This window comes from Micromonospora rifamycinica, assembly GCF_900090265.1.
Lineage (GTDB): Bacteria > Actinomycetota > Actinomycetes > Mycobacteriales > Micromonosporaceae > Micromonospora > Micromonospora rifamycinica.
The window spans coordinates 4,595,244-4,620,503 of sequence record NZ_LT607752.1 but is presented as its reverse complement, the minus strand read 5'-3'; the positions used below and the strand labels follow the sequence as shown (position 1 = coordinate 4,620,503).

Below are 25,260 nucleotides of genomic sequence, written 5' to 3'. Positions count from 1 at the left end.
ACGGGTACCCCGGCTGCGACGCGACAGCGCCCCCGTCGATCGGTGACCAGCTATGGTGCGCCCTCCCGTGCTCCGTATCCCGTCGAGCATCGGCCACCGGGCTTGGCCGGCACTGGCCGACGGGTTGGCGTTGGCTTGGCGGCTGTCCACCCGCCGGGGAGCCGCCGTCACGCCCCGGCCGCCTCGCCCGTCACCAACGCCACCGCAGGCCCCTCCCCGGCGACATCGGGCGGAGGATCCGCCTGGGCGCGAAGCTGCCGGACCCGGATCGCCAGGGCCGGCGGCAGGTCGGGCAACGCCAGCAGCTCGGTGACCGCCTGGTGACGCCGGTCGCGGTGGCCGGCCCCGTCGAGCGCCGACACCCGCAGCAGCAGGACCCGGGCCAGCACCACGGGGTCGTCGGCGAGCCGGGCCAGGGCCAGCGCCTCGTCCGACAGGGCGACCCGGCGGGCCTGGTCACCGTCGGACGGGCAGGCCACGGCCAGGCAGGAGAGCAGCAGGGCACGCTGCGCCCGGCCGGTCACCCGGGTCAGTGCCCGCTCCAGCACCTCGACGAGCCGACGGCCGACCTCGCCGTCGGCGGCCTGCCGCCAGAGCGGCTCACCGACCGCCGCCACCGCCGCGACGGCCGGGCGGCAGGTGTCCGTGCCGTCGCGGGCCTCCCCCGCCACCAGGGACTCCTCGATGGCCTCGATGAACGCGGGCAGCCCGTCCCGCGGGTCGCCCGCGCGGTACAGACTGAACCCCAGGCCGAGCAGCAGGGGGTACCGGTCGGTGTCCTCCCGCTGGGCCAGGCCGGCGGCGGTCAGGGCCTGTCGCCAGAGCGTCGCGGCCTCCCCGGACGCGCCCCGTGCGTCGGCCGCCCGCGCCGCGGTGGCGGCATGGTCGGCGGCGTGGGCGGCGGCGGAGGGGTCGAGCTCGGCGGCCAGCAGCCAGTGCCGGGCGATCTCGGTCGTGCGGTCCGGGTCGCCCGCCCACGCGCGGGCGGCCGCCACCCCGATCCGTCGGTGCAGCCGGACCCGGCGCAGTCGACCGGTCGTCTCGTAGAGCGCCTCGGCGGCCAGGGTGTGGGTGAACCGGAACCAACCCAGCCGCTGCTGGTCCTCGACGATCAGGCCCGCCGCACCGGCGGTGTCCATGATCTCCAGTGCCGCCTCGATCTCGACCGAGGCCGCCTCGGCGACGACCTCGATGTCGAAGTGCCGACCAGCGACGGCGGCGACCGACAACACGTCCACCACGGGCTGCGGCAGGCAGGCGACCCGGCGCAGCACCACCTCGCGGACCGGCATCGGCACCGGCACCGTGTGCGGGTGGGCGATCCGCTGTTCGGTGGTCAGCAGCTTGATCAGCTCCCGCAGGAAGAACGGGTTGCCCTCGGTGCGGTCCCGGAGCGCCTCGGCGGTCGGCACGCTGATCTCGTGGCGCAGGATCGCGCTCGCCAGCGACCGGGTCTCCCGGGTGGTCAGACCGTCGAGCGCTATCCGGGTCATCTCCGAGCGGGCCAGCGCGGCCAACGTGTCGGCCAGGGTCGCCGCCTCGCCGGACCGGTAGGAGACCGCCAGCAGGAGGCGGTTCGCCGGCACCGACTCGGCCAGGTGCGCCAGCAGCCGCAGTGAGCTGGGATCGGCCCGGTGCAGGTGGTCGAGGACGACCACCAGCGGTGCGGCCTGGGCCGCGTCCGTCAGGTAGTGGACGATCGCCTCGAACCGGCGCAGGGTGGCAGTGGCCACCTCGGTGCCGTCCACCATCTGCTGGAGGTCGCCGTTGAGCAGCTCGGCCACCGGTTCGGGCACGGGATGCTGCGGGAAGCAGGTGCCGGCCGCGCGCAGGATCTGCTCCCACAGCCACAGCGGTGGCGCGGTGACGTGCTCCGGGCAGCTGCCCCAGAGCACCGGCGCCCCGGCCAGCGTGGCGAACCGTCGCAGCAGGCTGGTCTTGCCGATGCCCGGTTCCCCGGAGACGGTCACCACCCGGCCCCGGACGGCCGTCCCGGACATCGCCTCGATCAGTTGGCGCAGGGCCACCTCCCGGCCGACGAAGACCTCGCCGTCCGCCGCCGGGGGCGGGGTCGGCGGCAGCGTTCCGGTCGTCCGGCCCCGCCCGGTGGCGGCGGGCCGATCGGGTACGGCCTGCGCGGCGACCGGCGGGACCGGACGCCACTCCAGCGCGGGCACCTGGTTGAGGATCTCGCGTTCGAGATGCTGCAACGCCGGCCGGGGATCGATGCCCAGCTCCTCGGCCAACCGCCGCTGGATCGCCCGCAGCACCCCCAGGGCGTCGGCCTGCCGGCCCGCCCGGTACAACGCGAGGCTCAACAGCTCGCAGCCGTACTCCCGCAGCGGGTAGGCGTGGACGAAGGCGTCCAGTTCGGCGACCGCCACCTCGTGGGCGCCGACCGCCAGGAGCGCCGCGCAGCGCGCCTCGACCACCGACAACCGCAGCTCCTCCAGCCGCGCCACCTCCGGCACGACGCACGGCGCGTTGGCCACCTCCGCGTAGGCCTGGCCGCGCCAGAGCGCCAGCGCGACCTCGAACTCCCGCAGCGCCTGCTGCGCGTCACCCCGGTCCCACGCCTGCCAACCCGCCGTGGCGTGCCCGCTGAACCGCTGGACGTCGATGTCGATGACCCGCTTGTCCAGCAGGTAGCCGGGCGGGCAGGTGCGCAGCACGGTGGCCGGCGTCCGGGGCGCCCGGTCGGGCTCCAGCACCCGGCGCAGGTTGGCCACGTACGCCTGGAGTGAGGCCATCGCCGACGGGGGCGGGTGCTCCGCCCACAACGCCTCCAGGATCACCTCGACCGCCACCGGCTGACCGGCCCGACTCACCAGCAACGCCAGCAACGCGCGCTGCTTGGGTGCGCCCAGGTCGACCAGCCGCCCCGCCACCACCGCTTCCAGCGGCCCCAGGGCGCGGAACTCCGCCAGCACCCGGCCGGCCCCCCGGGCCTTCGCGGCCTGCGCCTCGGCCCACCGCAGGGAGTCCGACGCGGTACGACTCGAAGCCCCGGCGACTGCTACGTTGATCATGCGGCGACACTTCCGGCGCGCACAACGGAAGAACTGTAACGACAGACGTCCAGTGCGATGGTCCCGGCTGTTATATGGTCCCGCCTGCCCGCTTCGTGGGCCTGGGCCGCAGGCCGCATGACGTGCCCCTTCCCCGTGGCTACCAAGGCTGCGCTCATGTTGCCGGGCGAAACGCTACCGCCGACCGGAGGTGGTGGCAATAAAGAACCGCGACCCTGACAATCGATGCAGGTCGTCGACGGTATCGCCGCCCGGCGTCCCGCGAAGCGGACACCCGTTCACATCACCAAAAGACGCTCGGCGATGTTTTAGCCGGGTCGACACTGCCGGGTTCCCACTGCCCGGCGGATGATCCGCCGCCACTTCGGCGCATCCTTATCGGCGGTCGCGCACTATCGGCCCGGTGGCCTCCGTGCCGTCTGACGCATTTCCGACGGTCGTTTTCCGGCGCGGGCGAACCGAACAGCTGGCAGCATTCGGGCGAAGCCGGCCACCACCTCGGCGTCAGCACCGGCCGGCACCACGCCGGTGCGGCACGACGGTCCCACCGCCTCGGCCGTCCGGTCGTCACCACCGACGGCGGTCGCCGTCGGGCGGGAACGACGGCCACCGACCGCGACCCGCACGGGACGACGCTTCGCGCCGTCAGCAGGGCGGCGAGCACCGCCGACTCCACCGCCCCCGGGTTCGGCGCTCGCGGTCGCCGAACCGAACCGGCGCTCAACCCATCTTCCGTCACCGCGCTTGCCGGCGACTTGGTGTCAACTTGGCGCTGACTTGAGGGTGGCTTCTTTTCGGTCCAGCGCTGTACGCGCCAGCCAGTCAAATCGACAGGCAGCGATAGTTGTATCGCCATTGTTTCCTGGTCGAAGGTGACCGCCACGACCACCGGAAGAAGGTTCGGGAACAGGTCCCGGCGTTGTCGGCAACTTCAATGGAAGCCTCTTGACACCCCTGGCCAGGCTCACGGAGACTGCTGGCAACAGGCGACGGTACGCAGTTCCGTCGACCGTGCAGATCGAGAGCACGGCGACGACGCGTCGCCTCCATTCCCCGCTTCTCACGACCGGCGGTCCGGTCGACACCCACGGCGAGATCGCGGGCGTAAATGTGTCGACAACAGATACGTGGACACCGGGCAGAAAAGCGAGACGCACCAGACCACTGGTCGCCGATCACCGACACCGGCTGGAGACCCGTTCATGCGCCAGGCAGAAAAGACGCCCGAGGGTGGCCGCCACCACGGCGGCGGAAGGGTCGTGCTCGCCGAACCACGGAGCTTCTGTGCCGGGGTGCGCCGGGCCATCGAGATCGTCGACGAGGCCCTCCGCCGGTACCCGCCACCGGTCTACGTGCGGAAGCAGATCGTGCACAACCACTACGTGGTCCGCGACTTCGAACGGCGCGGCGTGGTGTTCGTGGACTCCGAGGACGAGGTGCCCACCGGCGCCGTCTGCGTCTTCTCCGCCCACGGGGTGTCCCCGACGGTCCGCGAACGTGCCGCCGACCGGCACCTGGACGTCATCGACGCGACCTGCCCACTGGTGGCCAAGGTGCACCAGCAGACCCGCCGCTACGCCCGCGACGAGCGCACCATCCTGCTCATCGGGCACGCCGACCACGAGGAGGTGGAGGGCACCTACGGCGAGGCCCCCGACCGCACCATCGTGGTGGCCGACGTCGCGGACGTGGCCCGGCTGGAGCTGCCCCGCGACGAACCGGTGGCCTACCTGACCCAGACCACCCTCTCGCTCGACGAGACCGCCGAGGTCATCGCCGCGCTCGAGGAACGCTTCGACGACCTCCAGGGGCCGGGCAGCGACGACATCTGCTACGCCAGCCAGAACCGGCAGAACGCGGTCAAGCAGATCGCCGCGGTCGCCGACGTCGTGCTCGTCGTCGGCTCGCCCAACTCCAGCAACTCGGTACGGATGGTGGAGGTCGCCGCCCGGACCGGCACCCCGGCCCACCTGCTGCCCGACGTCACCCACCTGGACCCCGGCTGGCTGGACGGTGCCCGCTCGGTCGGGCTCAGCTCCGGCGCCAGCGTGCCCGAACTCCTCGTCGAGCAGGTGGTCGACCGGCTGGCCGGGCTCGGCTTCGACGAGATCGAGGTCGTCCGCACCGCGACCGAGAACATCACCTTCTCCCTCCCCGGCAGCCTCGCGACGCCGCGCGGGAGCACCGGCGCCGGGCCGAGCGCACCCGGTGGGCGGGGATGAACCGGCTGGCCGCCGGGTCGGGCCAAGAGCCTGCCAAGCCGCCGCCAAGCCGCCGGACAGTCCTGGTCAAGCAGGGTGCTCGATGCTTGGCGACACAGGCGCAGCCAGCAGCGGGAAGAGGGCGCTACATCGATCCACACCGTCGGTCCACCGGCGTGGGTGACCGGCTCCCCGGTCGCCGGGCGACCCGCCGACCGGACGACTTCGCCAGGTCACCCGGCAGGGCGGCCCGAGCCGACCGGCTCCGCACCGGCCGGTGCGCCCGCGACGCGCGCGACACAGGTCCCTCGCACGCACCGGCACGAAACCACGGCTCACACAGCCGTCAGGAATCCCCGAGGAGGCGGTTCAGATGAAGGGCTCCGTGATCCACAGCTCGATCCGGAAGGACGGTCTGCACCTTGGTCTCGTGCCGCAGCTGGCCGCGGCCAGGAACGCGTCCACACTGCTCACCCTCGACCACGACCTGGACGTCCTCCCGGACGCCGGCCGGCGGCTGACGGTCGCCCAGATCGCCGGTCACGTGGACGACCTGGCGGGTCGGCTGTGGGCGGCCGGGGTACGACCGGGCGAGCACGTCGCGATCTACAAGAGCGCCAACTTCGACGTCTGGGTGCTGGCGTCCGCCACGTCGCGGATCGGCGCGGTGCCGGTGCTGCTCTCGCCCGCCCTGGACGCCGCGACCATCGGCGCCCTCCTCGGCCGGCTGGAGCAGCCGAACCTGCTCACCGACGACCGCAAGCTCGACGAGCTGGCCGACGTGCCGCTCGCCGACCTCACCCGCCGGGTGCTCACCGTCGCCGGTGGCCGCCCCGGTGCGGTGTCGCTCGCCGACCTCGCCGGGGCCCCGAGGGTCGAGCCGGTGTCCCGGCAGTTCGACGAAGCCGCGATGATCACCCACACCTCCGGGACCACCGGGCTGCCCAAGCTCGTCGTGCACACGCCGGAGACCATGGGCGCCCGGCTCACGCCGCAGTGGCGGCTGCTGTCGCTGATGCGCAAGCGGGAGACCGTCGCCATCCACATCTCCTTCGTGCACTCGCGGATGTTCGCGGCGATGGCGTTGGCGTTGTTCTTCGAGATGCCCGTACTGCTGATGCGGGAGTCCGATCCGGAACGGGTCGCCGAGCTGTTCCTGGAGAACCGGCCGGGGTTCATCGAGGTGCTGCCGAACTCGTTGATGGAGTGGGAGCGGCTCACCGAGGACCGGCGGAAGCCGTTCGCCTCGATCAAGTACTTCAGCACGACGTTCGACGCGATCCACCCCAGGACCATGAGCCGGCTGCTGCGCTCCTCCGAGCGGCGCGGCGCGCTGTTCTTCCAGATCTACGGTCAGAGCGAGGTCGGCCCGGCCGTCGGTCGGCCGTACTTCCGCAACTCCGCCCACCGGGCGAACGGCCGCTGCGTCGGGTGGGCGATGCCGGGCTGCGCCCGGATCCGGGTGGTCAGCCGGGACGGCAAGCGGCCGTCGGAGTCGAACCCCGGCTACATCGAGGTGGCCTGGCCCGGCCTGGCGAAGACCTACTTCGCCGAGCAGGACCGGTACGACACCAACCGGACCGACGAGTGGTGGCGGACCGGGGACGTCGGTTACCGGACCAAGCTCGGCTGCCTGCACATGTTCGACCGGGAGGTCGACATGATCCCCGGGCTGCGCAGCGCCCTGGAGGTCGAGGACGTCATGCTCGGCGCCCTCGACGAGCTGACCGAGCTGGTCGTGGTGCCGGGGCCGAACTCCGAGCCGGTCCCGGTCATCTGCACCGAGGACGACCGGCCGCTGGACCTGGACCGCTGGCGCTCCGCCGCCGCCAGGTTCCCGCAGCTGGCCGAACCGATCCAGCTCCCCCAGGCCGAGCTGCCCCGGACCGGCACCCTGAAGGTCCAGCGGATCGCGCTGGCGCGCCGGCTCCAGGGTGAACTCGAGAAGCGGAGCTGACCACCACCAAGCCCGCCGACGGCGGCGGACCCGACCGTCGGCGCCGTCGGCCGGTCCCCGTCAGGTCGCCGGCCTGCCGGGGGCCACGGACCCGAATCGGTAAACCCACGACGTCGCTTCGATTGACCGGGAGAAGATGTTGACCGCGCTTGCTGAATTCGAAACGGCACGGGCCAGGCTGATCGACCACCCCCTCTACGCGCAGATAACCACCGAGGAGCGGCTGCGGGTCTTCATGAAGCACCACGTCTTCGCGGTGTGGGACTTCTTCAGCCTGCTCAAGCGGCTACAGACCGAGGTGACCTCGGTGAGCCTGCCCTGGCGGCCCCGGGGGCACGCCGACCACGGCCGGTTCATCATGGAGATCGTCCTGGCCGAGGAGACCGACGAGGACATCGACGGGGGTTACATCAGCCACTTCGAGCTGTACCGGCGGGCGATGGAGGAGATCGGCGCCGACACCGGACCGATCGACGCGTTCCTCGCCGCACTCGACAACGGGGTCGGCCCGATGGCGGCGCTCAAGGACGACCGGATCCCGTCGAGCGTCCGCGCCTTCGTCGGCCACACCCTCGACGTGGCGCTGAACGGCGCGCCCCACGAGGTGGCGTCCTCGTTCTGCCACGGCCGCGAGAACCTGTTGCCCGACGTCTTCTCGGCGGTCCGCGCCAACGTCGACGAGGTGCTCGCCAACGCGCCGGTCTTCCGGCACTACCTGGACCGGCACATCGCCCTCGACCACGACGAGCACGGGCCACTGGCACTGCGCCTGCTGGCCGCGCTCTGTGCCGGCGACCCGCAGCGCGAGGCCGAGGCCACGGCCGTCAGCGTCGCGGCGATCACGGCGCGCATCGGCCTCTGGGACGGCGTGCTCGCGGAGTTCGACGCCGTTCGTTGATCGATCACGCCCCCGCCGGTCGCGCCCGCGTGCGGCCGGCGGGGAACCGGGACCTGGGTACCCGGCTGGCGCGACCGGGCCAGCGCACGGCGACCCTCGAACATCGATAGAAGTGGATTCCAGAGATGCCTACATTGTGCAAGCCGTCGGTGGGTGTACCGGAACATGTCGTCACCATGGAAGAGACTCTGGACTTCGCCAGGACGCTCCACGCCGGTAAGGAGCAGCTCCCGCTCGCACTCCGGCTGATCGAGAACACCGGGGTCCGGAAGAGACACATCGTCCAGCCGATCGAGCAGGCGCTGCGCCACCCCGGCTTCGAGGAGCGCAACCGGATCTACGAGGTCGAGTCGAAGAAGCGCTGCCCGGAGGTCATCGAACAGGCCCTGGCCAACGCCGGGGTGGCCGCCCGCGACATCGACGCGATCATCTACGTGTCGTGCACCGGGTTCCTGATGCCCTCGCTGACCGCCTGGCTGATCAACACGATGGGCTTCCGGTCGGACACCCGGCAGATCCCGATCGCGCAGCTCGGCTGCGCGGCCGGCGGGGCGGCGATCAACCGGGCGCACGACTTCTGCACGGCGTACCCCGGGGGCAACGTCCTGATCGTCTCCTGCGAACTCTGCTCGCTGTGCTACCAGCCGGACGACGACGGTGTCGGCTCCCTGCTGTCGGACGGGCTGTTCGGCGACGCGGTGGCGGCGGCCGTGGTCCGCGGCCGGGGCGGCGTCGGCATCGCGCTGGAGCGCAACGCCTCGTACCTGATCCCGAACACCGAGGACTGGATCTCCTACGCCGTCCGGGCCACCGGATTCCACTTCCAACTGGACCGCCGGGTGCCGGGCACGATGGAACCGCTCGCCCCGGTGCTGCGCCAGTTCACCAGCGACCACGGCTGGGACGTCGGCAAGCTCGACTTCTACCTCATCCACGCCGGTGGTCCCCGGATCCTCGACGACCTCGCCAAGTTCCTCGACGTCGACCGGGAGATGTTCCGGCACAGCTGGGCGACCCTCACCGAGTACGGCAACATCGCCAGCGCGGTCGTCCTCGACGCGGCCCGCCGGCTCTTCGACGAGGAGCCGCCGCAGCCCGGCGCCAGCGGGATCGTCGCGGGCTTCGGCCCCGGCATCACCGCCGAGATGGCGGTGGGCAGCTGGAGCGACGACCCGCTCGGGGTGCTCGACCTGACCCGCGACGACGCTTCGATTCCGCACCGCGACCCGGAACTGGTCTAGGGGAAAGGGAACCCACCGCATGAGCGGCCTCATTGTCCCACCCGGCGAGGGACGCAAACTGGTCACCAAGGCACAGGAGGTCACCTTCAAGGTGACCGCGGCGCACGGCTCGGTCGCGTCGATCTTCGAGGTGGTCGTGCCGCCCGGCTTCGACGTCGGGGCACACACCCACCACCACGCGCAGGAGTTCTTCTACGTCCTCGAGGGGAAGCTCGACCTGCTGGCGTTCGAGCCCACCACCCGCACCGGGGACGGCTGGCAGGACTGGGAGTCGGCCGCCGGGGACCGGGTGGTGACCGCACAGGCGGGCAGCTGCATGTTCGTCCCGGCCGGCTGCCCGCACGCGTTCCGGAACTCCACCGACGAGCCGGCCCGGATGCTGTTCCAGAGCTACCCGTCACCCGACCACGAGAACTACTTCGAGGAGATCGTCGAGATCTTCTCCGCAGGTGGACCCGTCGATCCCGACGCCGTACAGGAGCTCCGCGACCGCTACGACGTCCACCAGATCACGCCCCTGCGCTACGGGCTACCGGCCCTGCTCGGCTCCAACGGAAATCCGGCGTAGTGGGGGTGAAGACGGTGGATGCGATTCCTCTGGTCCGACCGAGTCTGGGTGAGCAGGAGCTGGCCGCGGTCGCGCGGGTGTTCTCCTCGGGCTGGCCCGCCGGTCAGGGGCCGAGCGGCAAGGCGCTGGAGGCCGACCTCGCCACCCGCTACGGGGTGACCGACGCGGTCGCGGTCAGCAACTGCGGCGCCGCTCTGCATTTGGCTCTGCTCGCCCTCGGGGTCACGGCCGGCGACGAGGTCATCGTCGCCGACTACACCTTCCCCGCGCCCGCCCACGCGGTGCGCTACGTCGGCGCGACCCCGGTCTTCGCCGACGTACGTCCCGACACCGGCACCGTCGACCCCCGGGCCGTCGCCGATCTGATCGGCCCCCGCACCGTCGGGGTCATCGCCGTGGACACCCTCGGCATGCCGGCGGACTACGACGAGCTGAACGCCCTCACCGACCGCTACGGGCTGTTCCTCGTCGAGGACGCCGCCTGCGCCATCGGCGCCACCTACCGGGGCCGACCCGCCGGCGCCCTGGCCCCCGTGGCCTGCCTGTCCTTCCACGGCCGCAAGGGCATCACCAGCGGCGAGGGCGGCGCGCTGCTCACCACCGATCCCGCTCTCGCCGCCGACGCCCGGCTGCGCTCCTCCTTCGGCATCGGCAGCATCTTCGACCAGGCCCAGATCGTCGGCCTGCCGATCCCCGAGTTCACCGAGATCGGCTACAACTACAAGCTCTCCGACATCGCCGCGGCGATCCTCCAGGTGCAGCTCACCCGGGTGGAGGAGCTCCTCGACCGCCGCCGCCTCGTCGCCGCCCACTACGGCCAGCTCCTCGCCGACGAGGAACTCGTCACCCTGCCGGTGGTGCCCGACGACCGGACCCACGCCTGGCAGTCCTATCTGCTGACCCTGCACCCGGACGTCGACCGCGCCGCCATCGCCACCGAACTGCGCGCCCATGGCATCGGCTGCGGGCACGGCACCTGGGCCAGCCACCAGCAACCCGTCTACGACAGCAGCCAGCACTGCCCCGTCTCCGCCGACCTCGCCCGGCGCAACATCGCCATCCCGATGCACGCCGAACTCACCCCCGGCCAGGTCGAACGGGTCGCGGAGACGCTGCGTACCGCCCTGCACTCGCACACCCGGGCGGGAGCGGCGTGACCGCGGACACGGAGCCGGTCGACGCCGTGCTCCGCCGGTTCCTCGCCGACCGCCGGGTGGAGGCCGAGGCGATCGGGCCGGGTTTCGCGACCGCGGTCGCCGAGCTGGAGCGCTTCGTGTTACGCGGCGGCAAGCGGGTCCGGCCCACCTTCGCCTGGACGGGCTGGCTCGGCGCGGGCGGCGACGAGACCGGCCCCGACGCCGGGGCGGTCCGGCAGGCCTGCGCCGCGCTCGAACTGCTCCACGCGTCGGCCCTGATCCACGACGACATCATCGACGCCTCACCGACCCGCCGCGGCTTCCCCGCCGCCCACGTGACCTTCGCCGACCAGCACCGGGACCGGTGCTGGTCGGGAAGCGCGGAGTCGTACGGCAGGGGCACCGCGATCCTGACCGGGGACCTGGCCCAGGGCTGGGCCGACGACCTGGTCCGGGGTGCCGGCCTCCCGGCGGACGCCTACCAGCGGGTCGGCCCGGTCTGGTCGGCCATGCGTACCGAGGTCCTGGCCGGACAACTACTCGACCTGACCGCCGAGGCGAGCTGCGCCGAGGACGTCGACTCGGCGCTGCGCGTCGACCGGTACAAGACGGCGGCGTACACGGTGGAGCGCCCGCTGCACCTCGGCGCCGCCATCGCCGGCGCGGACGCGGATCTCGTCGCCGCCTACCGTGCGTTCGGCGTCGACGTCGGGATCGCCTTCCAGCTGCGCGACGACCTGCTGGGGGTGTTCGGTGACCCGGCGTTGACCGGCAAGCCGTCCGGCGACGACGTACGCGAGGGCAAGCGGACGGTGCTCTTCGCGACGGCGCTGCGCCACGCGGACGAGCGCGACCCGGACGCGGCGAAGTTCCTCCGGGCGAAGATCGGCACCGACGTCTCCGCCGACGAGCTGCACGCCATCCGGGACATCTTCACCGACGTCGGCGCGGTGGAGCACGTCGAACGGGACATCGTGCGCCGTACCGAACGGGCGTTGGCCGTGCTGGAGGCGAGCGGCGCGACGCCCCACGGCCGGCGGCAGCTCGCCGCGATGGCGGTCAGCGCGACGCAACGCCGCTGGTGAGCAGCGCGCCGCGGCCGTGAACGCCCGGCGGGTCACCGCCGCTCGCCCGGCGTCGGCGGTATCGGCGTTGGCGGTATCGGCGTCGGCGTCAGTCGTACGTCGTCGCCGGCCATCGTCGCCAGGCGGTGCAGCCGGCGGGCCAGCCCGGCGGCCATCCGCCGCGGATCGGTGCCGGCCAGGAGCCGGGCCGCGACCGCCCCACGTAGTTCGCTGAGGAGATGTTCCCGCAGCTCCGCGGGCATGTCGTCGTCCACCGTCAGCGACCGCTGTAGGTCAAAGCGGCCCAGAGCGCCGGCCCGGCCAGGTCGCTCGTGGTGACGGTGTTCAGGTGGGAGCCGGTCAGGGCCGCCGGGAGGACCCGGTCGGGGTCCAGCATCCACCGTTGCACCGCGGCGACCGCCGCCGCGGGTGGTCGGCGGTGCTCGACGAGCTGCAGGTGGACCAGGAAGAGCGCGAGGGCGGCGACCGGCGCGGGTACCGCCCACCGCCAGCCGACCACCCCCACGAAACCGGCGTCGAGCAGGGCGGGACCGGGGCCGGCGGTGCTCTCCGCGAGCAGCAGCAGGCCGCCCGCGCCCCCGACGGTCGCCACGTCGAGCACCCCGCCGTCGGCCAGGTCGAGTTCCGTGCCCCGCAGTCCGCACGCCAGGTGCACCACCGACGCGGTGGTCACGTGTTTGCGGACGTCGTCCGGGGTGCCGGTGCCCTCCACCGGCTCCAGGGCACGGCCGAGGCAGACCGACCGGGGGTAGCACAACCGGCGTACCGCCATCACCTCGGCCATCTCGTGGTCCCGGTCGCCACGGGGATTGACCACGAACAGGGGCGTGTCCGCCACCGACGCGACCGACCGCGCGGCGAGCCGGACCACCTGCGCCCCGGACGAGACGTGCGAGATGACCGCCTCCTGGACCAGCTGGCGGCCGTCGCCGACGCGTACCGCGGGCAGCGCCAGCCGGTCCAGGCCGCTGGTCGCCGCCAGCAGGAGGCTGCCCGGCGACCACCGTCGCATGACCGCCGCCCAGCCGGGGTCGTCCGAGGCCAGCGGATCGGTCACCGGGACGTTGGCGAGCACGTCGAGCCGATCGGTGGCCGGATCGAGACAGAGCACCCCGGCGCTCCGCCCCGCGTCGTCGGTCGGGTGCAGGTAGAGCAGGGCGACCGCGCCGATCTCCCGGACCGCGGCGGCGACGGTCGCCGGATCCGGCACCTCCGGCGGTGGCCCGGCGGGTGGCGTGACCCCGGTGAGCACCGCGAGCAGGTCCAGGACGAGCGGGTCGACGGTAGGCGACCCGGGAGCGGCCGCGGCGGTCTCCAGGGCTTGGAAGGCCTCCCCGCCCCGCCCCTCCGCGAGCATCCACCCGGCGAACCGGGCCGCGTCACGGCGGTCCGACCCGGCACCCTCCAGCGCGTGCCGGCCGGCCTCCCGGCTGCACTCGTCGTCCCCGACGGCTCCGCGACTGCGGTACGCCTCGGCCAGCCGCCACCAGGTGCGGGTACGCAGGGCACCGTCGTCGAGCGTGCGGGCCGCCCCGGACAGCAGCGCGATCGCGGTGTCGAGGTCATCCGCCAGCCGCAGGTGGGCCGCGCCGAGAACCGCCGAGACCGGTGGCGAGGCCCGTCCCGGATCGGCGTCGAGCGCCGCGCGCAACGCCGCCCGGTCGTCGTGGTGCAGTGCGGCGAGCAACCCACCGAGCCGGCCCAGGGCGGGGTCCACGGTGACCGGCTCACCGGCGTGCACCGCCGCCACCAGCCGGGCCTGCGTGACGGCGACGGCGAGCGGTTGCCGGACGGGATGGTCGGTCGGCACCACGGCGAGGGCGGCGGCCAGGGCGTCTGGCTCGACGGGGGCGCCGACCCGGAGCGCGGCCACCGTCCGGCACAGTTCGGCGAGCGCCGTCACCGTGGCCGGCCGGGATGGGATCCCCGCCGCGTACCCGGGGAGCACGTCGGCGATCCCGGCGACCGCCCCGGACAGCGGCCGGGCGTCGTCCACCAGGCCGCCGACCGCCTCGACGACCACCGCCGCGGCCGGATGGTCCGGCGGGACGAGGGTCGCGGCGGTCCGCAGGTGTGCCGCGGCGGCACGGTAGGCCCCGCTGGTCGTCTCCTCGTCGTCGGCCCCCCAGCCGCTGCCGTCCCGGCTCTCCCGCAGGCACAGCCCGATCGCCGCCAGCAACTGGTCGATGCCACGCTCGGCCGGTTCGCCGTCCCCACCGTTCCCGCCGGCCGCGCCATCACCGCCGGCCGCGTCACCGCCGTCGGCCGCGTCACCGCCGTCGGCGGCGGCGTGGACCGCGGCCCCGACGAACGCGTCCAGGTCGCCGGCGGCCAGCGTCGACGGGTCGGTCGACAGGAGTGCGCGGGCCTGCTCCCAGCCGGGCGACCCGTCGCCGTCGGTCAGCGCCGCCAGCCGGTCCCGGGCCGCCCGGCGGGCCGAGTACCGCTCGGTCGCCACCGGCACGTCCGGCGGTCGCACCGGTCGACGCGGCGGGACCGTCGGCGTGGGGTCCTCGTCGCCCTGCACGACGGCGACCGGGTAGTCGAGCGGATCGCCGGTGACCCACGTCGTCAACGGCAGGCCGTCGCGCTGCAACCGCTGCAACGTCGCCAACGCCGCCATCATCCCGCCGAGGTCGACACGGGTGGGGTCACCGCTGAGCAGCGGCTGGATCGACTCCGCGATGGTGAGCATGGTGCGGGCCATGGTGGTGACCGTGGCGCTCAGCGGTGGCCCGTCCAGGACCTCGCGGAGCAGCCGGGTCGCGGTCAGCGCGTCGTCCTGCGCACCGGGCGACAGCCCGGTCAGGAAACCGGCCCGTGCGCTGGCCGGGCTGAGCGCCTCCGTCGTCCGCTGGAGATGCAGCATGGCGAGCGAGAGCCGCGCCATGCTGGCCGCCGTCGGCGGCAGGTCGGGATAGGTGAGCGCCTCGCCGAGGACGAAGATGCCGGTCTCCCGGTCCTTCGTCGCGCCGCCGTGCGTGCTGTGCCGGGCGGCCAGTAGTTGGCCGAGCCGGAAGGCCGCCTCCCCGCGCGCCGGGTCGTCGGGACCGATCAGCGAGTACACCTCGTCCCACACCTCGATCGCGGCGGAGAGGTCACCGAGCGCCGCGGGCTGACCCGGCCCGATCCGCCAGTAGATCATCTGTAGTTTCTGCCCGATCTGCACCAGTCTCGGGAGCTGCGCCGGACCGTTCGGCCCGGAGAGCCCGCGGCGGAGTTCGGCGATCTCGGCCCGGAGCTTGGCGACCTCGTCGTCCATGGCATTGCACCTCTCGGTCGGTCACTGTCCCCAGTGGGTGAATCCGGCCCAGGCCACCACCCGTACGGGATCGGTGTCGTCGAGCATCCGGCGCAGCGCGGGCGGCATGTGCCGGGGTGGTCGTCGCTGGTCGTCGAGCATCCACATCTGCGCCCGGCGCAGCGCGTCCCCGGGCGGGTGCCGCTCGGCCACCAGGAAGTGGTGGAACATGTACATCAGCAGGGAGGTCTCGCCGTCCGGGACGCTCCACTGGGTGGACAGCACCGATCGGGCGCCCGCCGCCAGGAACATCGTGCCGAGGCTGTAGGCCTCGTCGTAGCCGTGGACCGACCGGCCGGTGTGACAGGCCGCGAGCACCACCAGCCCGACGGGCCGCCGGTCGGCCCCGGCCATGACCTCGACCAGCTCGTCCGCGGTCAGGTCACCGCCGGCCAGCAGCAGCCGCGACGAGGCGGTGGCGGGGGCCGTCTCCATCACACCGTGCGAGGCGAGGTGCAACAGGCTGCCGGCCGGGGTGCCGTCGGCGCGCAGCCAGGACCGGACGTCGTCGGGGCTGCCCGCGCCGGAGGGGCTGACGCTGCCGTCCGGCCGCCGGCCGACGTAGGTGGCGCCGGGATAGAACACCTGGTGGATGCCGTACGCCTCCAGCCGTGCCGAACGCAGACCGCCCGCCCGGTCGCCGGTGTCCGGGTCGGCCAGCACCAGCCCGGTCCGGGCCGTCGGCGCCCGCTCGGCAGTGGCGGTGTCGCAGAGCATCCGGGCCGACGCGGCCTGGGAGAGGGCGACCCGCTGCACCAGGTACGTCCCGTCGGGGGCGCGGGCCGCCTGCCACGGCACCCGGGCCAGGTCACCCATCGGGACGAGCACGAGCCGCGGAACGCGCCCCGCGTCGAGGTACGGCCCGACCACCGGCCCCATCGCGGCCTTCCAGGCCCAGGTGCAGAGCGCGTCGAGCCGGTCGGTGAGGACGTCCGGGTCGATCGACCCGACCTCACGGGGCTCCCGGGCGGCCAGGGCGGTCAGGTACCGCTCGACGTCCGTGCCGGCACCGACGGAGAGCAGGGACAGCGCCAGGTACCGCGGCGGCCCCTCGACCGGGGCGATCACCGCCCAGCCCGGCGACGACGCGGTGGCGGGCACCAGATAGACCAGCGCGTCCACCGCCAGCCGGCGCAGCGCGTCCCGGATCTCGGCGAGGTCGGGCGGGTCGAGCAGGCCGGAGTCCCGGGTCAGCACCGCCAGGACCCGCTCGCGCAGCCGGGGCGAGGGGCGTTCCGTGGCCCGCCACTCGTCGGCCAGGTCCCGGTCCCCGGCCTCGACGAGCCGGGTGTACGGGTCGCGCCACGCCGTCGTGGCGAAGAGCAGCAGACCGCGCCCGGCGTCCAGCGCCCGGAGCGCGTCCGCGGGCTGGTGGTTGGCCAGACAGCCGTTGGCGATGCCGACGGCCGCCTCGACCGCCTCCCGGGCGGCGGCGCGGGCGGCGGCCGGCTCCGGCTGCCGCAACACCTGCCAGGCGTAGCCGCGGAGCCCTTCGAGGGCGGCCCGCCGGGCCAGCGGCTCCCGCCCACGCCGGCGGAGCAGCATGGTGAGGAGTGCGTTGACGAACGACCATTGCGGATGGGTCGCGTCACCGGCCAGCGTGCGCGCCTCCTCCAGCACGGTGATCGCCTCGTCCACGTCGGCCAGCGTCCCGCGCATCTCCGCACGACGGGCCAGCCCGAGCCCGAGCGAGGCCAGGCACATGACCCGGTACGGGTGGTGTCCGGGCAGCGATGCGACGACCGCCCGGAGATCGTCGAGCCCGGCCTCCACCCGCTCCGGGTCCGCCGCGTCGTCGGGGCGCATCGCCAGGCCACCCCGGACCATCAGGTGCAGCGCGCGGACCGTGTCGGACGCGTCCGGCCCGGGGTCCGGGAACTGCGCCTCTGTGTCGGCCATGCCGGCGTAGAGCGCGTCGAGCAGCGGCGCGACGTCGGCCAGCGCCGTACCCAGCGGGTCGCCCGGCGGCAACTCGTCGACGCGGACCCGCAACGCGGCGAACAGCGACCGCGCGGTCCCGGTGTCGCCCTCCTGATGGGCCTGTGCCGCCCGGAGGAGATCCGGCATCAGCGCGAGCATCGGCTCGGCCGCCGGTGCCGCGCTCGGCACCGCCTCGGTCAGGTCGTCGAGGTTCGCCAGGGCCGCGCGCATCCGGCCGGGATCGAGCATCGGGGAGGCGCGGAGGAGCCCCAGCGCCGATGCCGTGACCTCGGCCAGCGCCCGGACCTGCCGGTCGTCGGCGAACTCCCCGGCCAGCCGGTCCAGCTCGGCCAGCGCACCGGGGACGTCGGTCACGGTCCAGTCGAGCGCCGCCTGCTGGATGGCGGCGATCCGGGCCAGGGCCGCCCGGCGGCCGGGCGGCGAGCTGTCCGGCTGTCCCATCCGTGCGTCCCTTCCCTCGTTCCGACTCCTACCGTCCTGACGGACGGTTCCGGCGGCCCAGCAGCTCTACGACGGTCGCGACGATCCGGGCCAGCCGGGCCGGATCGCCGACCAGGGCGGCGACCTGCTCGGCGTCCACCGGGTCGTGCCCCGGCTCGCGGTCCAGGTCGGATGACGCCGGAAGCGTCCCGAACACCACGCCCAACACGTCGGCGACCACCTTGTGGATCTCCTCCCCGGCCGCCACCCGACGTTCCATCAGGGTGATCGCCCGGTCGGCCAGCGCCAGCAGCAGCGTGTCGTCGACCTCGTGCCGGGGCACCAGGGCGAGCGGTTCCGGTTCGGCGTACCCACCGGACGGGTCGCCCACCGGGGAGTGGACCGGCGCCTGCTTGTGGCCCAGCGGTCGTTCCACGTTCCGCTCGTACCAGGGGGTGCGACGCCGCATCGCGGTCAGGACGAGTTCGACCTCGGCCGCGACCACCGCCTCACCGACGGTGTGGTCCCCGGTGACGACGATCCGCCGCTCAGTCCAGGCGGTCAGCGGCCAGAGTCCGCCGCTGACCGTCGCCTCCACGCCGACCCAGTCGAGGACCGACTTGGCCAGCTCGACCAGCCAGGTGTCCCGCTCGAGCGCGTCGGCCAGCCAGTTCGGCACCCGGGGCCGCTGCGCCGCGCCGCGCCGCCCCCGGCGACGGCGGTGGCCGTCCACGGTGGCCCGGGGCAGCTGCACGGTGAGCCAGCCCTCCAGGTTCGTGATCGGCCGATCCGCCCGGACGAGGAGGTCGTCGACCACCGCCTCGACGTCGTCGTGGAAGCGGTCCAGGCAGTCGGGCTCCAGCCGGTGCAGCCCGCCGGCGCAGTGGTGGTGGCCGCGCCTGTGCTCGACCGGCCGGGTCACCCGCAGGTAGACCAGCGGCCAGACGATCTCGACCGCGCCGGCCCGCAGCCACCGTCCCTCCTCGACCGACGCTTCCCGGAAGTGCCGGGCGAGCAGCCCCTGCCGGGCCAGTTCCCGAACGGTGTCCGCTGCGGAGTGCTGCTGCTTCCTGGTACCGGCCACGGGAGATCCTCCGTACCTCGACGGGTGCGTCGATCGGCTGCGCACCGACCCGATGTGCACCGATCGTCGGGGCCGGGAGCCGGCCGGCCGAGGTGCGCCGGAGGAGATACCGCGAAATACGTACGGGGCACGGCGGATACGTACGGGCCGGGTTCCCGTTCGGGAACCCGGCCCGTCACCGTCCGGTCAGGACTGTCCGGCGTCCGGCCGGCAGGCCCGGTCGACGCGGTGTCCGGTCAGGACATCTCGCTGGGCGGACGCGGCCCGCGGTCCAGGTCGAGCACCACGCTGGAGGTGGCCGTGCCGTTGAGGAAGACGGTGACGGCGCGGCCGTCGGCGTCGTTCAGCTCCAGCGCGACGGACCTGCCGTTGAGCATCGCGTCCTGCACCTGCAGGGCGATGGCCTCCGCGGTGGCGTCCGGGATCGTCCATTCCTCGTGCCCGATGACGAGTTTCTTGGCCATGCGCGTACTCCTCTGCGTGATAGCGGTCGGTGGACGGGGTGGTCGTGGGCGGTCGGGGGGGTCAGCGGACCCCGTCGACCGAGTAGGTGAAGGAGAAGTCCTGCGGGTGCCGCTCGTGCCGGCCGATCCCGAACCGCTCCTGGGCCAGCAGCGAGGTGCGGTACAGCCCGATGCTCGGCCCGACCAGGTCGGTCAGCAGCTCGTACGCCGTGTTCACCAGGACCGCGGCCGCGCCCAGCACGGCGACGGCGACGGCGGCCTGCGGTGCGGCCATCGCCAGCCCGGCCACCTGGACACCGGCGGACTGCACGGCCGGGCTGGTAAGCCTGTCCGCCAGCAACGCGCTCAGGTCGCGGCTGCCGGTGGTGTCCCGGGTGACCCAGACCGCGACGTCCAGGAAGTCCACCGCCGGCCCGTGGTAGATCAGCACGTTCTCCAGCGGCAGCCGTTCGTGGTCGCGGATGTTGCTGAACCGCAGGGTCCGCGTCCAGTGCACCGGTCGGTCGCCGGGGCCGCCGGTGAGCACGAGCGTGTCGACCCGGATGTCGGCGTCGCCGAACGCCCGGTTGCGGTGCACCACCAGGTCGGCGATGCGGACGGCGACCCTGGTCGGCGTCGCGCCGCGCGGGGCGAGCAGCCGGACCGGTTGCTCCGGCCGGTCGTCGACCAGGAAGGTCGCCCGCTCGGCGGTCGGCGGAGGGGTCGGGCTCACCATGAAGTCGATCGGCGCGACGGCGTACCGGACCCGGGTGGCGGGGGCGTCGCCGACCTCGCGGTACCCGCCGGTGGCGATCTGCGACAGCAGGCCCGCCAGCCCGAACCGGACGGTGGCCGGGGTGCCGGAGCCACCGTCGCGGACGCCGTGCTGCCGCAGCACCGAGGTGTCCACCGGCCCGTCGCTGATCAGCGCCAGCACCGTCTCGGGTCGCGCGGTGGCGGTCTCGATCCCCTCCGGCCAGGTCAGGTCGACCCCGGTGAGTCGCTGGAGGTCCTCGTGCCAGCCGTAGGTGTAGGACCGGCCCGGGGCGAGCCGGACGCCACCCGGGTCGGAGTGGGTGAGCACCGACACCCGGGACGAGACGCCGATGTCGAGCAGGGACACGTACACCGGGTCGTCGCCCTCGTTGTGCACCCGGAAGTAGATGCGCTCGGCCGGGTACGCGAAGAGCAGCCCGCCGGAGAGCGGAAGAGGCTCCTCCCGCCCGTCGCGCACCCGGCCCCACTCGATCCGTACCGCGTGCGGCAGCGGCCGGTCCGGGTCACCGGCCAGCCGGCGCAGCGCGGTGGCCTGGGCGATCCGTTGCAGGTTGGCGACGACCGCGTCGATGCCCGCCGCCGTGGCCGGGTAGGGCGGGTGCAGCGGCCCGGCGTCGTCCCGTACCGCCAGCCGGCCCCGCGCGTCGACGACGACCTCGACCGGGGCCACCGTGTCGGGGTCGGCCGGTCGCAGCATCGCCCGCGCGGCCACGGCGGCGCGCAGCAGCGCACCCGCCGGGTGGTCGACCGGCAGGCGCACCGGCATGGCGGGCGCGGCGGCGCGGGTGCGGTAGCCACGGGCGTCGGCGGGCACCGGCCGTCCGGGGTCGGCGGGCCGCAGCCGGGCGAGCGCGACGGTGGGCAGCAGACCCTCGACGGTGGCGGTGCCGACCGCCGGCCCGTCGCCCGGTCCGGCCGCGCCACCCGGCATGATGGCGAAATCGTCGCCCACCTCGACGCCGAGCAGTGGCGCACCCAGCAGGTGGATCCGGTCCGCTCCCTCGACCGAGACCGGCAGCGCGTCGAGCACGTCCAGTTCGGTGGTCTCGAACGGCTGGCGTCCGGACGGCCCCTCCACCTCGGGTCGCTGGACGGACGCGAACGTCTGCACCCGACGCCGGACCGTGTCCAGCAGCGTGGACCAGGTGACCCGCTGCCCCTGTGCCTCGCCGAGCGCCCGGGCCAGCGCGTCGGTGAACAGGCCCATCTGCGTACCGTCGCGGTTGGCGGTCTCCCACGCCGACTCCGACGGCGCGCAGGCGACCACCCGCACCGCGTGCGGGTTGCCGACCGGGTGCCGGCGGTCGACCGGCAACCCGTCGGCGACCAGCGCCTGGACGTGCCGCTCGACGCCCTCGTACGTCGGCGTCCAGCGGGACGTCGCCGTCCGCAGCAGCGCCTTCACCCGGTGACCGGGGTTGCGGGACATGTGCGCGGCGTGGCAGCAGTCGAGCACGACGGTGACGTTCGGGGTGTGGTCGGTCAGCCGGGCGAGCAGCACCGAAAGCTCCACGTCGGTGATGCCGCGGAAGTCCTCGTCGTCCGAGTCGGTGTAGTCGTCCGGCACGATGAACTGCAGGTCCCGACCGTCCGGCACCACCAGCCGGCCACCGTGGCCGCTGTAGTACACGACGAGGGCGTCGTCCGGGCCGGCGTCGGCGACGAGCTTGTCGTACGCGTCGAGGATCCCCGCCCGGGTGGCGTACGGCGTCACCAGCCGCTGCACGGTGAAGTCCCGTGGCTCCAGGGCCTGCGCCATCGCCTCGACGTCGTTGAGGACACCGGCCAGTCCGTTGGTCTGCGCACCGATCAGGAGGGCTCTCCGCGTCATGCCCGGCACTGACGGACAGGTGCGGTGCTCAGTCGAAGAAATGCTCCCGGCGGGCCAGGGCGATCGCCTCGGTGGCGCTGTGCACGCCCAGCTTCCGGTAGATCCTGGCGAGCTGGGTCTGCACGGTCCGCGGACTCACGCCGCGCGCGTCGGCGATCCGGGCCGCGTCCTTCCCGTCGTACAGCATCCGCAGCACCCCGAACTCGGCCGGCGTCAGGCCGTACGGCAGCCGGGCCGGCACCGGTCGTTCGCCCAGGCTGAGGCCGATCTTCGGGGCGAGCTCCTCGATCCGTTCCGCCAGCGGCCGGGCACCCAGCGCCTGCGCGATCCGGTAGGCGTCGCGGGCCGGCTCCCGGGCGCCGGTCTTGTCGCCGGCCCCGTCGGCGGCCAGCGCCGCGAGGGACTGCCGCCACCGGGCGTACGCCGCCGGGTACGGCCGGTCCAGCTCGACCCAGCCGACGGCGACCCGCTTCCAGCCGAGGGCGCTGTCCGCCCGTGCGATGCGCTGCCGTTCCGCCGTGCAGAGCGCGACGAGCTGCCGGAGTTCCGCCGTCAGTTGCCCGGCCGCCGTCGTCGACGAGCGGCGTACGACGTCCTTGGTCAGACCGGCGAGCCGGTCGCCGACGGCGCTCGCGCCCCGCGGGTCGGTGGCCGCCCGGTCGGCCGCACAGCGCATCCCCAGCGCGAACAACCGCAGCAGCTCCAGGGCGTTCTCTCCTTTGTGGACAGCCGCCACGCCACGGCTCACCTCGTCGGCGGCCCGGGCCAGGTCGCCCTCACCGAGAGCCAGCTCGGCCCGGACGGTGTGCAGCGGCCCGAGGAACCGTGGATCCTCACCGTGCTCCACGTTCTCGATCGAGGCGAGCAGCTGGTGTGCCTGGGCGAAGGCGCCCTGCGCCACCTTGATCTCGGCGAGCGTGAGACGCGGGTAGAGGCTCTCGGCGGGGGACCGGTCCAGGCTCGCCTCGGTGATGATCTTCTCGGCGTCTTCCCATTCGCCGAGCAGCACCAGCGCGGCACTGGAGTTGTTGGCCAGCAGGATGCCCTGCCGGCTGCCCGCCAGGTCGAGCCGGCGGGCCTCCTCCAGGCCCTCCCGGGTCACCGTGGCCGACTCGCGCAGCCGTCCGGCGTGCTCCAGGATCAGGCCGAGATTCGCGTACGCCCGCAGGAGGTCCTCGATGTGCTGGGCCGAGCGGGCGATCTCGAGTGACTGGCGCAGCCGGCGCTCGCCCTCGGGGTCGCCCAGCATGCCCAGCGCGAGGCCGGAGATGCCGAGCGCCCGGCCCCGCTCGGCCGTCGCCCCGACCTCGGTCGCCAGGGCGAGCGCCGCGTCCGCGGTGTCCCGCCCCTCCTGGTAGTGGCCCGCCTGGAGGTGCGCCAGCGCGATCCCGGCCAGCACCCGCGCCTTCACCGCCGACGCCGGGCGCTCCGCCAGCAGCGTGGCCGCCTGCCGGAACGCCGCGCCGTACTCGGCGCGTCTGCCGGCCTCCCAGAGATAGGTGGCACGCCGCTCGTGCAGCTCACCCAGCCGGCCCGGGTCACGCCCGTGGTCCGGTGCGTCGATCGCCCGCCCGACCAGTTCCAGCGCCCGGTCGAGGTGGCCGGACCAGCGGGCGGCCTCGGCCGCCTCGGCGAGCAGCTGCGGGTGCGTCACGCCGGCCCGGGTCTGCGGGTCCTCGACCTGCCGCCACAGGCCCAACGCACGCTCGAACTGCACCTGGGCCGAGGCGAACGCCAGGGTACGGGCCGCCATCTGCCCGGCCTGGACGGCGGACCCGAGCGCCTGCGGCCAGCTACCCGCCTGGTACCAGTGGCCGGCCTGTTCCGCCACCGCCGACCCCTCGGACAGGCAGAGCCGGGAGTCGGCGGCCAACGCCTCGGCCATCGCGACGTGCAGGTCGACCCGGGTGTCCCGGACGGTCTGCTGGTATACCACCTCCCGCATCAACGCATGCCGGAACCGGTACACGTCGTCCTCGTGCTCGGCCACCAGCATCTGCCGGTCGAAGCACTCCTGGAGCGCGTCCCGCAGTGTCTCGGCGGGCAGCCCGCTGACCGTGCGCAGCAGCCGTCGGCTCATCGCCCGGCCGGCCACCGCGGCCACCCGCAGCACCCTGAGCGCGTCCTCGCTCAGCTCGCTCAGCCGGGCGAGCATCACCGACCGGATGTCCGGCGGCAGCTCGACGTCCTCGTCCCGGCCGGTCAGCGCACCGGCGGCGAGCAGCTGCTCCGCGTAGAAGGGAATCCCGTCCGACCACCGCAGGCAGCGCGCCGCGAGTTTCGGGTCGACCCGGTCGGCCCCACCGGCGGCGAGGAGTTCGCGCATCTCCGCCAGGGTGAAAGGGGCCAGCTCGAACCGCTCGGTACGGCGCAGGAACGTGGTGCCGGCAAAGAGCTGCCAGAGCCGTTCACCGCGCGGAGGATTGGCCCGGTAACTGCCGACGAGCAGTAGTCGACGCCCCTCCGGGCGGGCCTGACCGAGGTGCCGCACCAGATCGAGTGTCGACGGATCGGCCCAGTGCAAATCTTCCAGGATAAGAACCACCGGCGCTTTGGAGCCAATTTCGTCAAGCATCCGACGCACCGCGAGGAAAACCTGCTGGGGCGCCCCCATCGAGTCGCTGCCCAGCTCGAAGAAAACTGTCAACTTCTGGTACGCCGAGCCACCGAGTTCGGCGGCGCGTGCCTCACCGTGCTCCCGGCCGAACATCTCCAGCGCTTCGAGCAGCGGCCCGTACGGCGTGGGGCTGCCGAAGCGCTCCTCGCAGGTGCCGGCCAGGACGTGAGCGCCGGATCCCCGCGCCTGGAGCGCGAACTCACTCAGCAACCGGCTCTTGCCGACGCCGGGCTCGCCGCCGACCAGCACCGTCCGGGCCGTGCCGCGCCCGGCCTCCGCCAAGCGTCGCCGCAAAAGGCCCAGCTCGTCCGCACGGCCGACGAACACCGACTCCTCTGGCACCTGCACCACCTTTACCCGGCTCTACCGATTGCGGATGTCATCGCTGGTCCACCACAGGAACTGCCGACAATGCGGTCCCGCTTTCCCGTGTTCCACGTGGGTGAAGCGCCCGAAGAGTCGGACCAACGAAGGTTACCCACCATGGCGCATGAAGTCGCATAACGTGAACGGCGCGAAAAGTCATTTCCCTTGGCGATCAGCCGGGCGACGGACGGCTCAGGGGGGTGGGCGACCAGCGATTCAGGCCACCGAAGGGAAACGATAGGTCGACAGATCCGGATGAACGTCGTGACCGGGATGTTACGCCGACTGAACGGACGGACGACTGCCGATCAGCCGGACGCCCGGCATGCTGGCGTACGCACACCACACCGACCGGCGGACGGGAA

15 protein-coding genes are annotated in these 25,260 nt (G+C 73.4%); 7 read left to right on the top strand and 8 right to left on the bottom strand.

Annotation, left to right across the window (positions count from 1 at the left end):
* Positions 1 to 167 precede the first annotated feature (167 nt).
* On the bottom strand, positions 168 to 3,029 hold the full coding sequence (locus GA0070623_RS19210) for an AfsR/SARP family transcriptional regulator (protein ID WP_084261147.1): 2,862 nt from the start codon (positions 3,027 to 3,029) through the stop codon (positions 168 to 170).
* A gap of 1,202 nt (positions 3,030 to 4,231) precedes the next feature.
* On the opposite strand from GA0070623_RS19210, the gene GA0070623_RS19205 reads away from it, so the two are divergent.
* The 7 genes from GA0070623_RS19205 to GA0070623_RS19175 all read left to right on the top strand — a co-directional run bounded on the left by GA0070623_RS19205 (position 4,232) and on the right by GA0070623_RS19175 (position 12,115).
* Positions 4,232 to 5,251 (top strand): 4-hydroxy-3-methylbut-2-enyl diphosphate reductase, encoded by a 1,020-nt coding sequence (locus GA0070623_RS19205; protein WP_067304454.1) that lies wholly within the window; start codon positions 4,232 to 4,234, stop codon positions 5,249 to 5,251.
* A 352-nt stretch (positions 5,252 to 5,603) separates the two neighbouring features.
* A complete protein-coding gene (locus tag GA0070623_RS19200; RefSeq protein ID WP_067304457.1) occupies positions 5,604 to 7,187 on the top strand; it encodes a class I adenylate-forming enzyme family protein in 1,584 nt (527 codons plus the stop codon).
* A 136-nt stretch (positions 7,188 to 7,323) separates the two neighbouring features.
* The gene (locus GA0070623_RS19195) at positions 7,324 to 8,085 is read left to right on the top strand and encodes a DUF3050 domain-containing protein (protein WP_067304459.1); all 762 of its coding nucleotides are present in this window, start codon (positions 7,324 to 7,326) and stop codon (positions 8,083 to 8,085) included.
* Positions 8,086 to 8,210: 125 nt separating this feature from the next.
* Positions 8,211 to 9,326: a type III polyketide synthase gene (locus GA0070623_RS19190; RefSeq protein ID WP_084261148.1), complete on the top strand. Its 1,116-nt coding sequence runs from the start codon at positions 8,211 to 8,213 to the stop codon at positions 9,324 to 9,326.
* 19 nt (positions 9,327 to 9,345) lie between these two features.
* The gene (locus GA0070623_RS19185; protein WP_067304462.1) at positions 9,346 to 9,894 is read left to right on the top strand and encodes a cupin domain-containing protein; all 549 of its coding nucleotides are present in this window, start codon (positions 9,346 to 9,348) and stop codon (positions 9,892 to 9,894) included.
* Between the two features lie 14 nt (positions 9,895 to 9,908).
* A complete protein-coding gene (locus GA0070623_RS19180; protein WP_067304550.1) occupies positions 9,909 to 11,051 on the top strand; it encodes a DegT/DnrJ/EryC1/StrS family aminotransferase in 1,143 nt (380 codons plus the stop codon).
* Entirely contained in the window at positions 11,048 to 12,115 is a 1,068-nt protein-coding gene (locus GA0070623_RS19175; RefSeq protein ID WP_067304465.1) for a polyprenyl synthetase family protein, read from the top strand. Before GA0070623_RS19180 ends, GA0070623_RS19175 begins: the two co-directional genes overlap by 4 nt.
* Positions 12,116 to 12,147: 32 nt before the next feature.
* Here the strand turns inward: GA0070623_RS19175 and GA0070623_RS19170 are convergent, their stop codons facing one another.
* The 7 genes from GA0070623_RS19170 to GA0070623_RS19140 all read right to left on the bottom strand — a co-directional run bounded on the left by GA0070623_RS19170 (position 12,148) and on the right by GA0070623_RS19140 (position 24,871).
* Positions 12,148 to 12,369, bottom strand: a complete 222-nt coding sequence (locus GA0070623_RS19170) for a hypothetical protein (RefSeq protein WP_067304468.1) — start codon at positions 12,367 to 12,369, stop codon at positions 12,148 to 12,150.
* A gap of 2 nt (positions 12,370 to 12,371) precedes the next feature.
* Positions 12,372 to 15,377, bottom strand: coding sequence for a CHAT domain-containing protein (locus GA0070623_RS19165; protein WP_067304471.1), 3,006 nt, complete (start codon positions 15,375 to 15,377; stop codon positions 12,372 to 12,374).
* Positions 15,378 to 15,398: 21 nt separating this feature from the next.
* Positions 15,399 to 17,798: a CHAT domain-containing protein gene (locus tag GA0070623_RS19160; RefSeq protein ID WP_067304473.1), complete on the bottom strand. Its 2,400-nt coding sequence runs from the start codon at positions 17,796 to 17,798 to the stop codon at positions 15,399 to 15,401.
* Between the two features lie 28 nt (positions 17,799 to 17,826).
* Entirely contained in the window at positions 17,827 to 18,861 is a 1,035-nt protein-coding gene (locus GA0070623_RS19155; RefSeq protein ID WP_067304476.1) for a hypothetical protein, read from the bottom strand.
* 236 nt (positions 18,862 to 19,097) lie between these two features.
* A complete protein-coding gene (locus GA0070623_RS19150; RefSeq protein WP_067304479.1) occupies positions 19,098 to 19,325 on the bottom strand; it encodes a hypothetical protein in 228 nt (75 codons plus the stop codon).
* 61 nt (positions 19,326 to 19,386) lie between these two features.
* The gene (locus tag GA0070623_RS19145) at positions 19,387 to 21,912 is read right to left on the bottom strand and encodes a caspase family protein (RefSeq protein WP_067304482.1); all 2,526 of its coding nucleotides are present in this window, start codon (positions 21,910 to 21,912) and stop codon (positions 19,387 to 19,389) included.
* A gap of 28 nt (positions 21,913 to 21,940) precedes the next feature.
* A complete protein-coding gene (locus tag GA0070623_RS19140; protein WP_172898426.1) occupies positions 21,941 to 24,871 on the bottom strand; it encodes a helix-turn-helix transcriptional regulator in 2,931 nt (976 codons plus the stop codon).
* Positions 24,872 to 25,260 lie beyond the last annotated feature (389 nt).

Bases quoted from the DNA above. Each gene is read 5' to 3' on its own strand.
- GA0070623_RS19150 (WP_067304479.1), bottom strand. From the start codon at position 19,325: ATGGCCAAGAAACTCGTCATCGGGCACGAGGAATGGACGATCCCGGAC.
- GA0070623_RS19160 (WP_067304473.1), bottom strand. From the start codon at position 17,798: ATGGGACAGCCGGACAGCTCGCCGCCCGGCCGCCGGGCGGCCCTGGCC.
- GA0070623_RS19145 (WP_067304482.1), bottom strand. From the start codon at position 21,912: ATGACGCGGAGAGCCCTCCTGATCGGTGCGCAGACCAACGGACTGGCC.
- GA0070623_RS19210 (WP_084261147.1), bottom strand. From the start codon at position 3,029: ATGATCAACGTAGCAGTCGCCGGGGCTTCGAGTCGTACCGCGTCGGAC.
- GA0070623_RS19200 (WP_067304457.1), top strand. From the start codon at position 5,604: ATGAAGGGCTCCGTGATCCACAGCTCGATCCGGAAGGACGGTCTGCAC.
- GA0070623_RS19165 (WP_067304471.1), bottom strand. From the start codon at position 15,377: ATGGACGACGAGGTCGCCAAGCTCCGGGCCGAGATCGCCGAACTCCGC.
- GA0070623_RS19205 (WP_067304454.1), top strand. From the start codon at position 4,232: ATGCGCCAGGCAGAAAAGACGCCCGAGGGTGGCCGCCACCACGGCGGC.
- GA0070623_RS19190 (WP_084261148.1), top strand. From the start codon at position 8,211: ATGCCTACATTGTGCAAGCCGTCGGTGGGTGTACCGGAACATGTCGTC.
- GA0070623_RS19185 (WP_067304462.1), top strand. From the start codon at position 9,346: ATGAGCGGCCTCATTGTCCCACCCGGCGAGGGACGCAAACTGGTCACC.
- GA0070623_RS19195 (WP_067304459.1), top strand. From the start codon at position 7,324: ATGTTGACCGCGCTTGCTGAATTCGAAACGGCACGGGCCAGGCTGATC.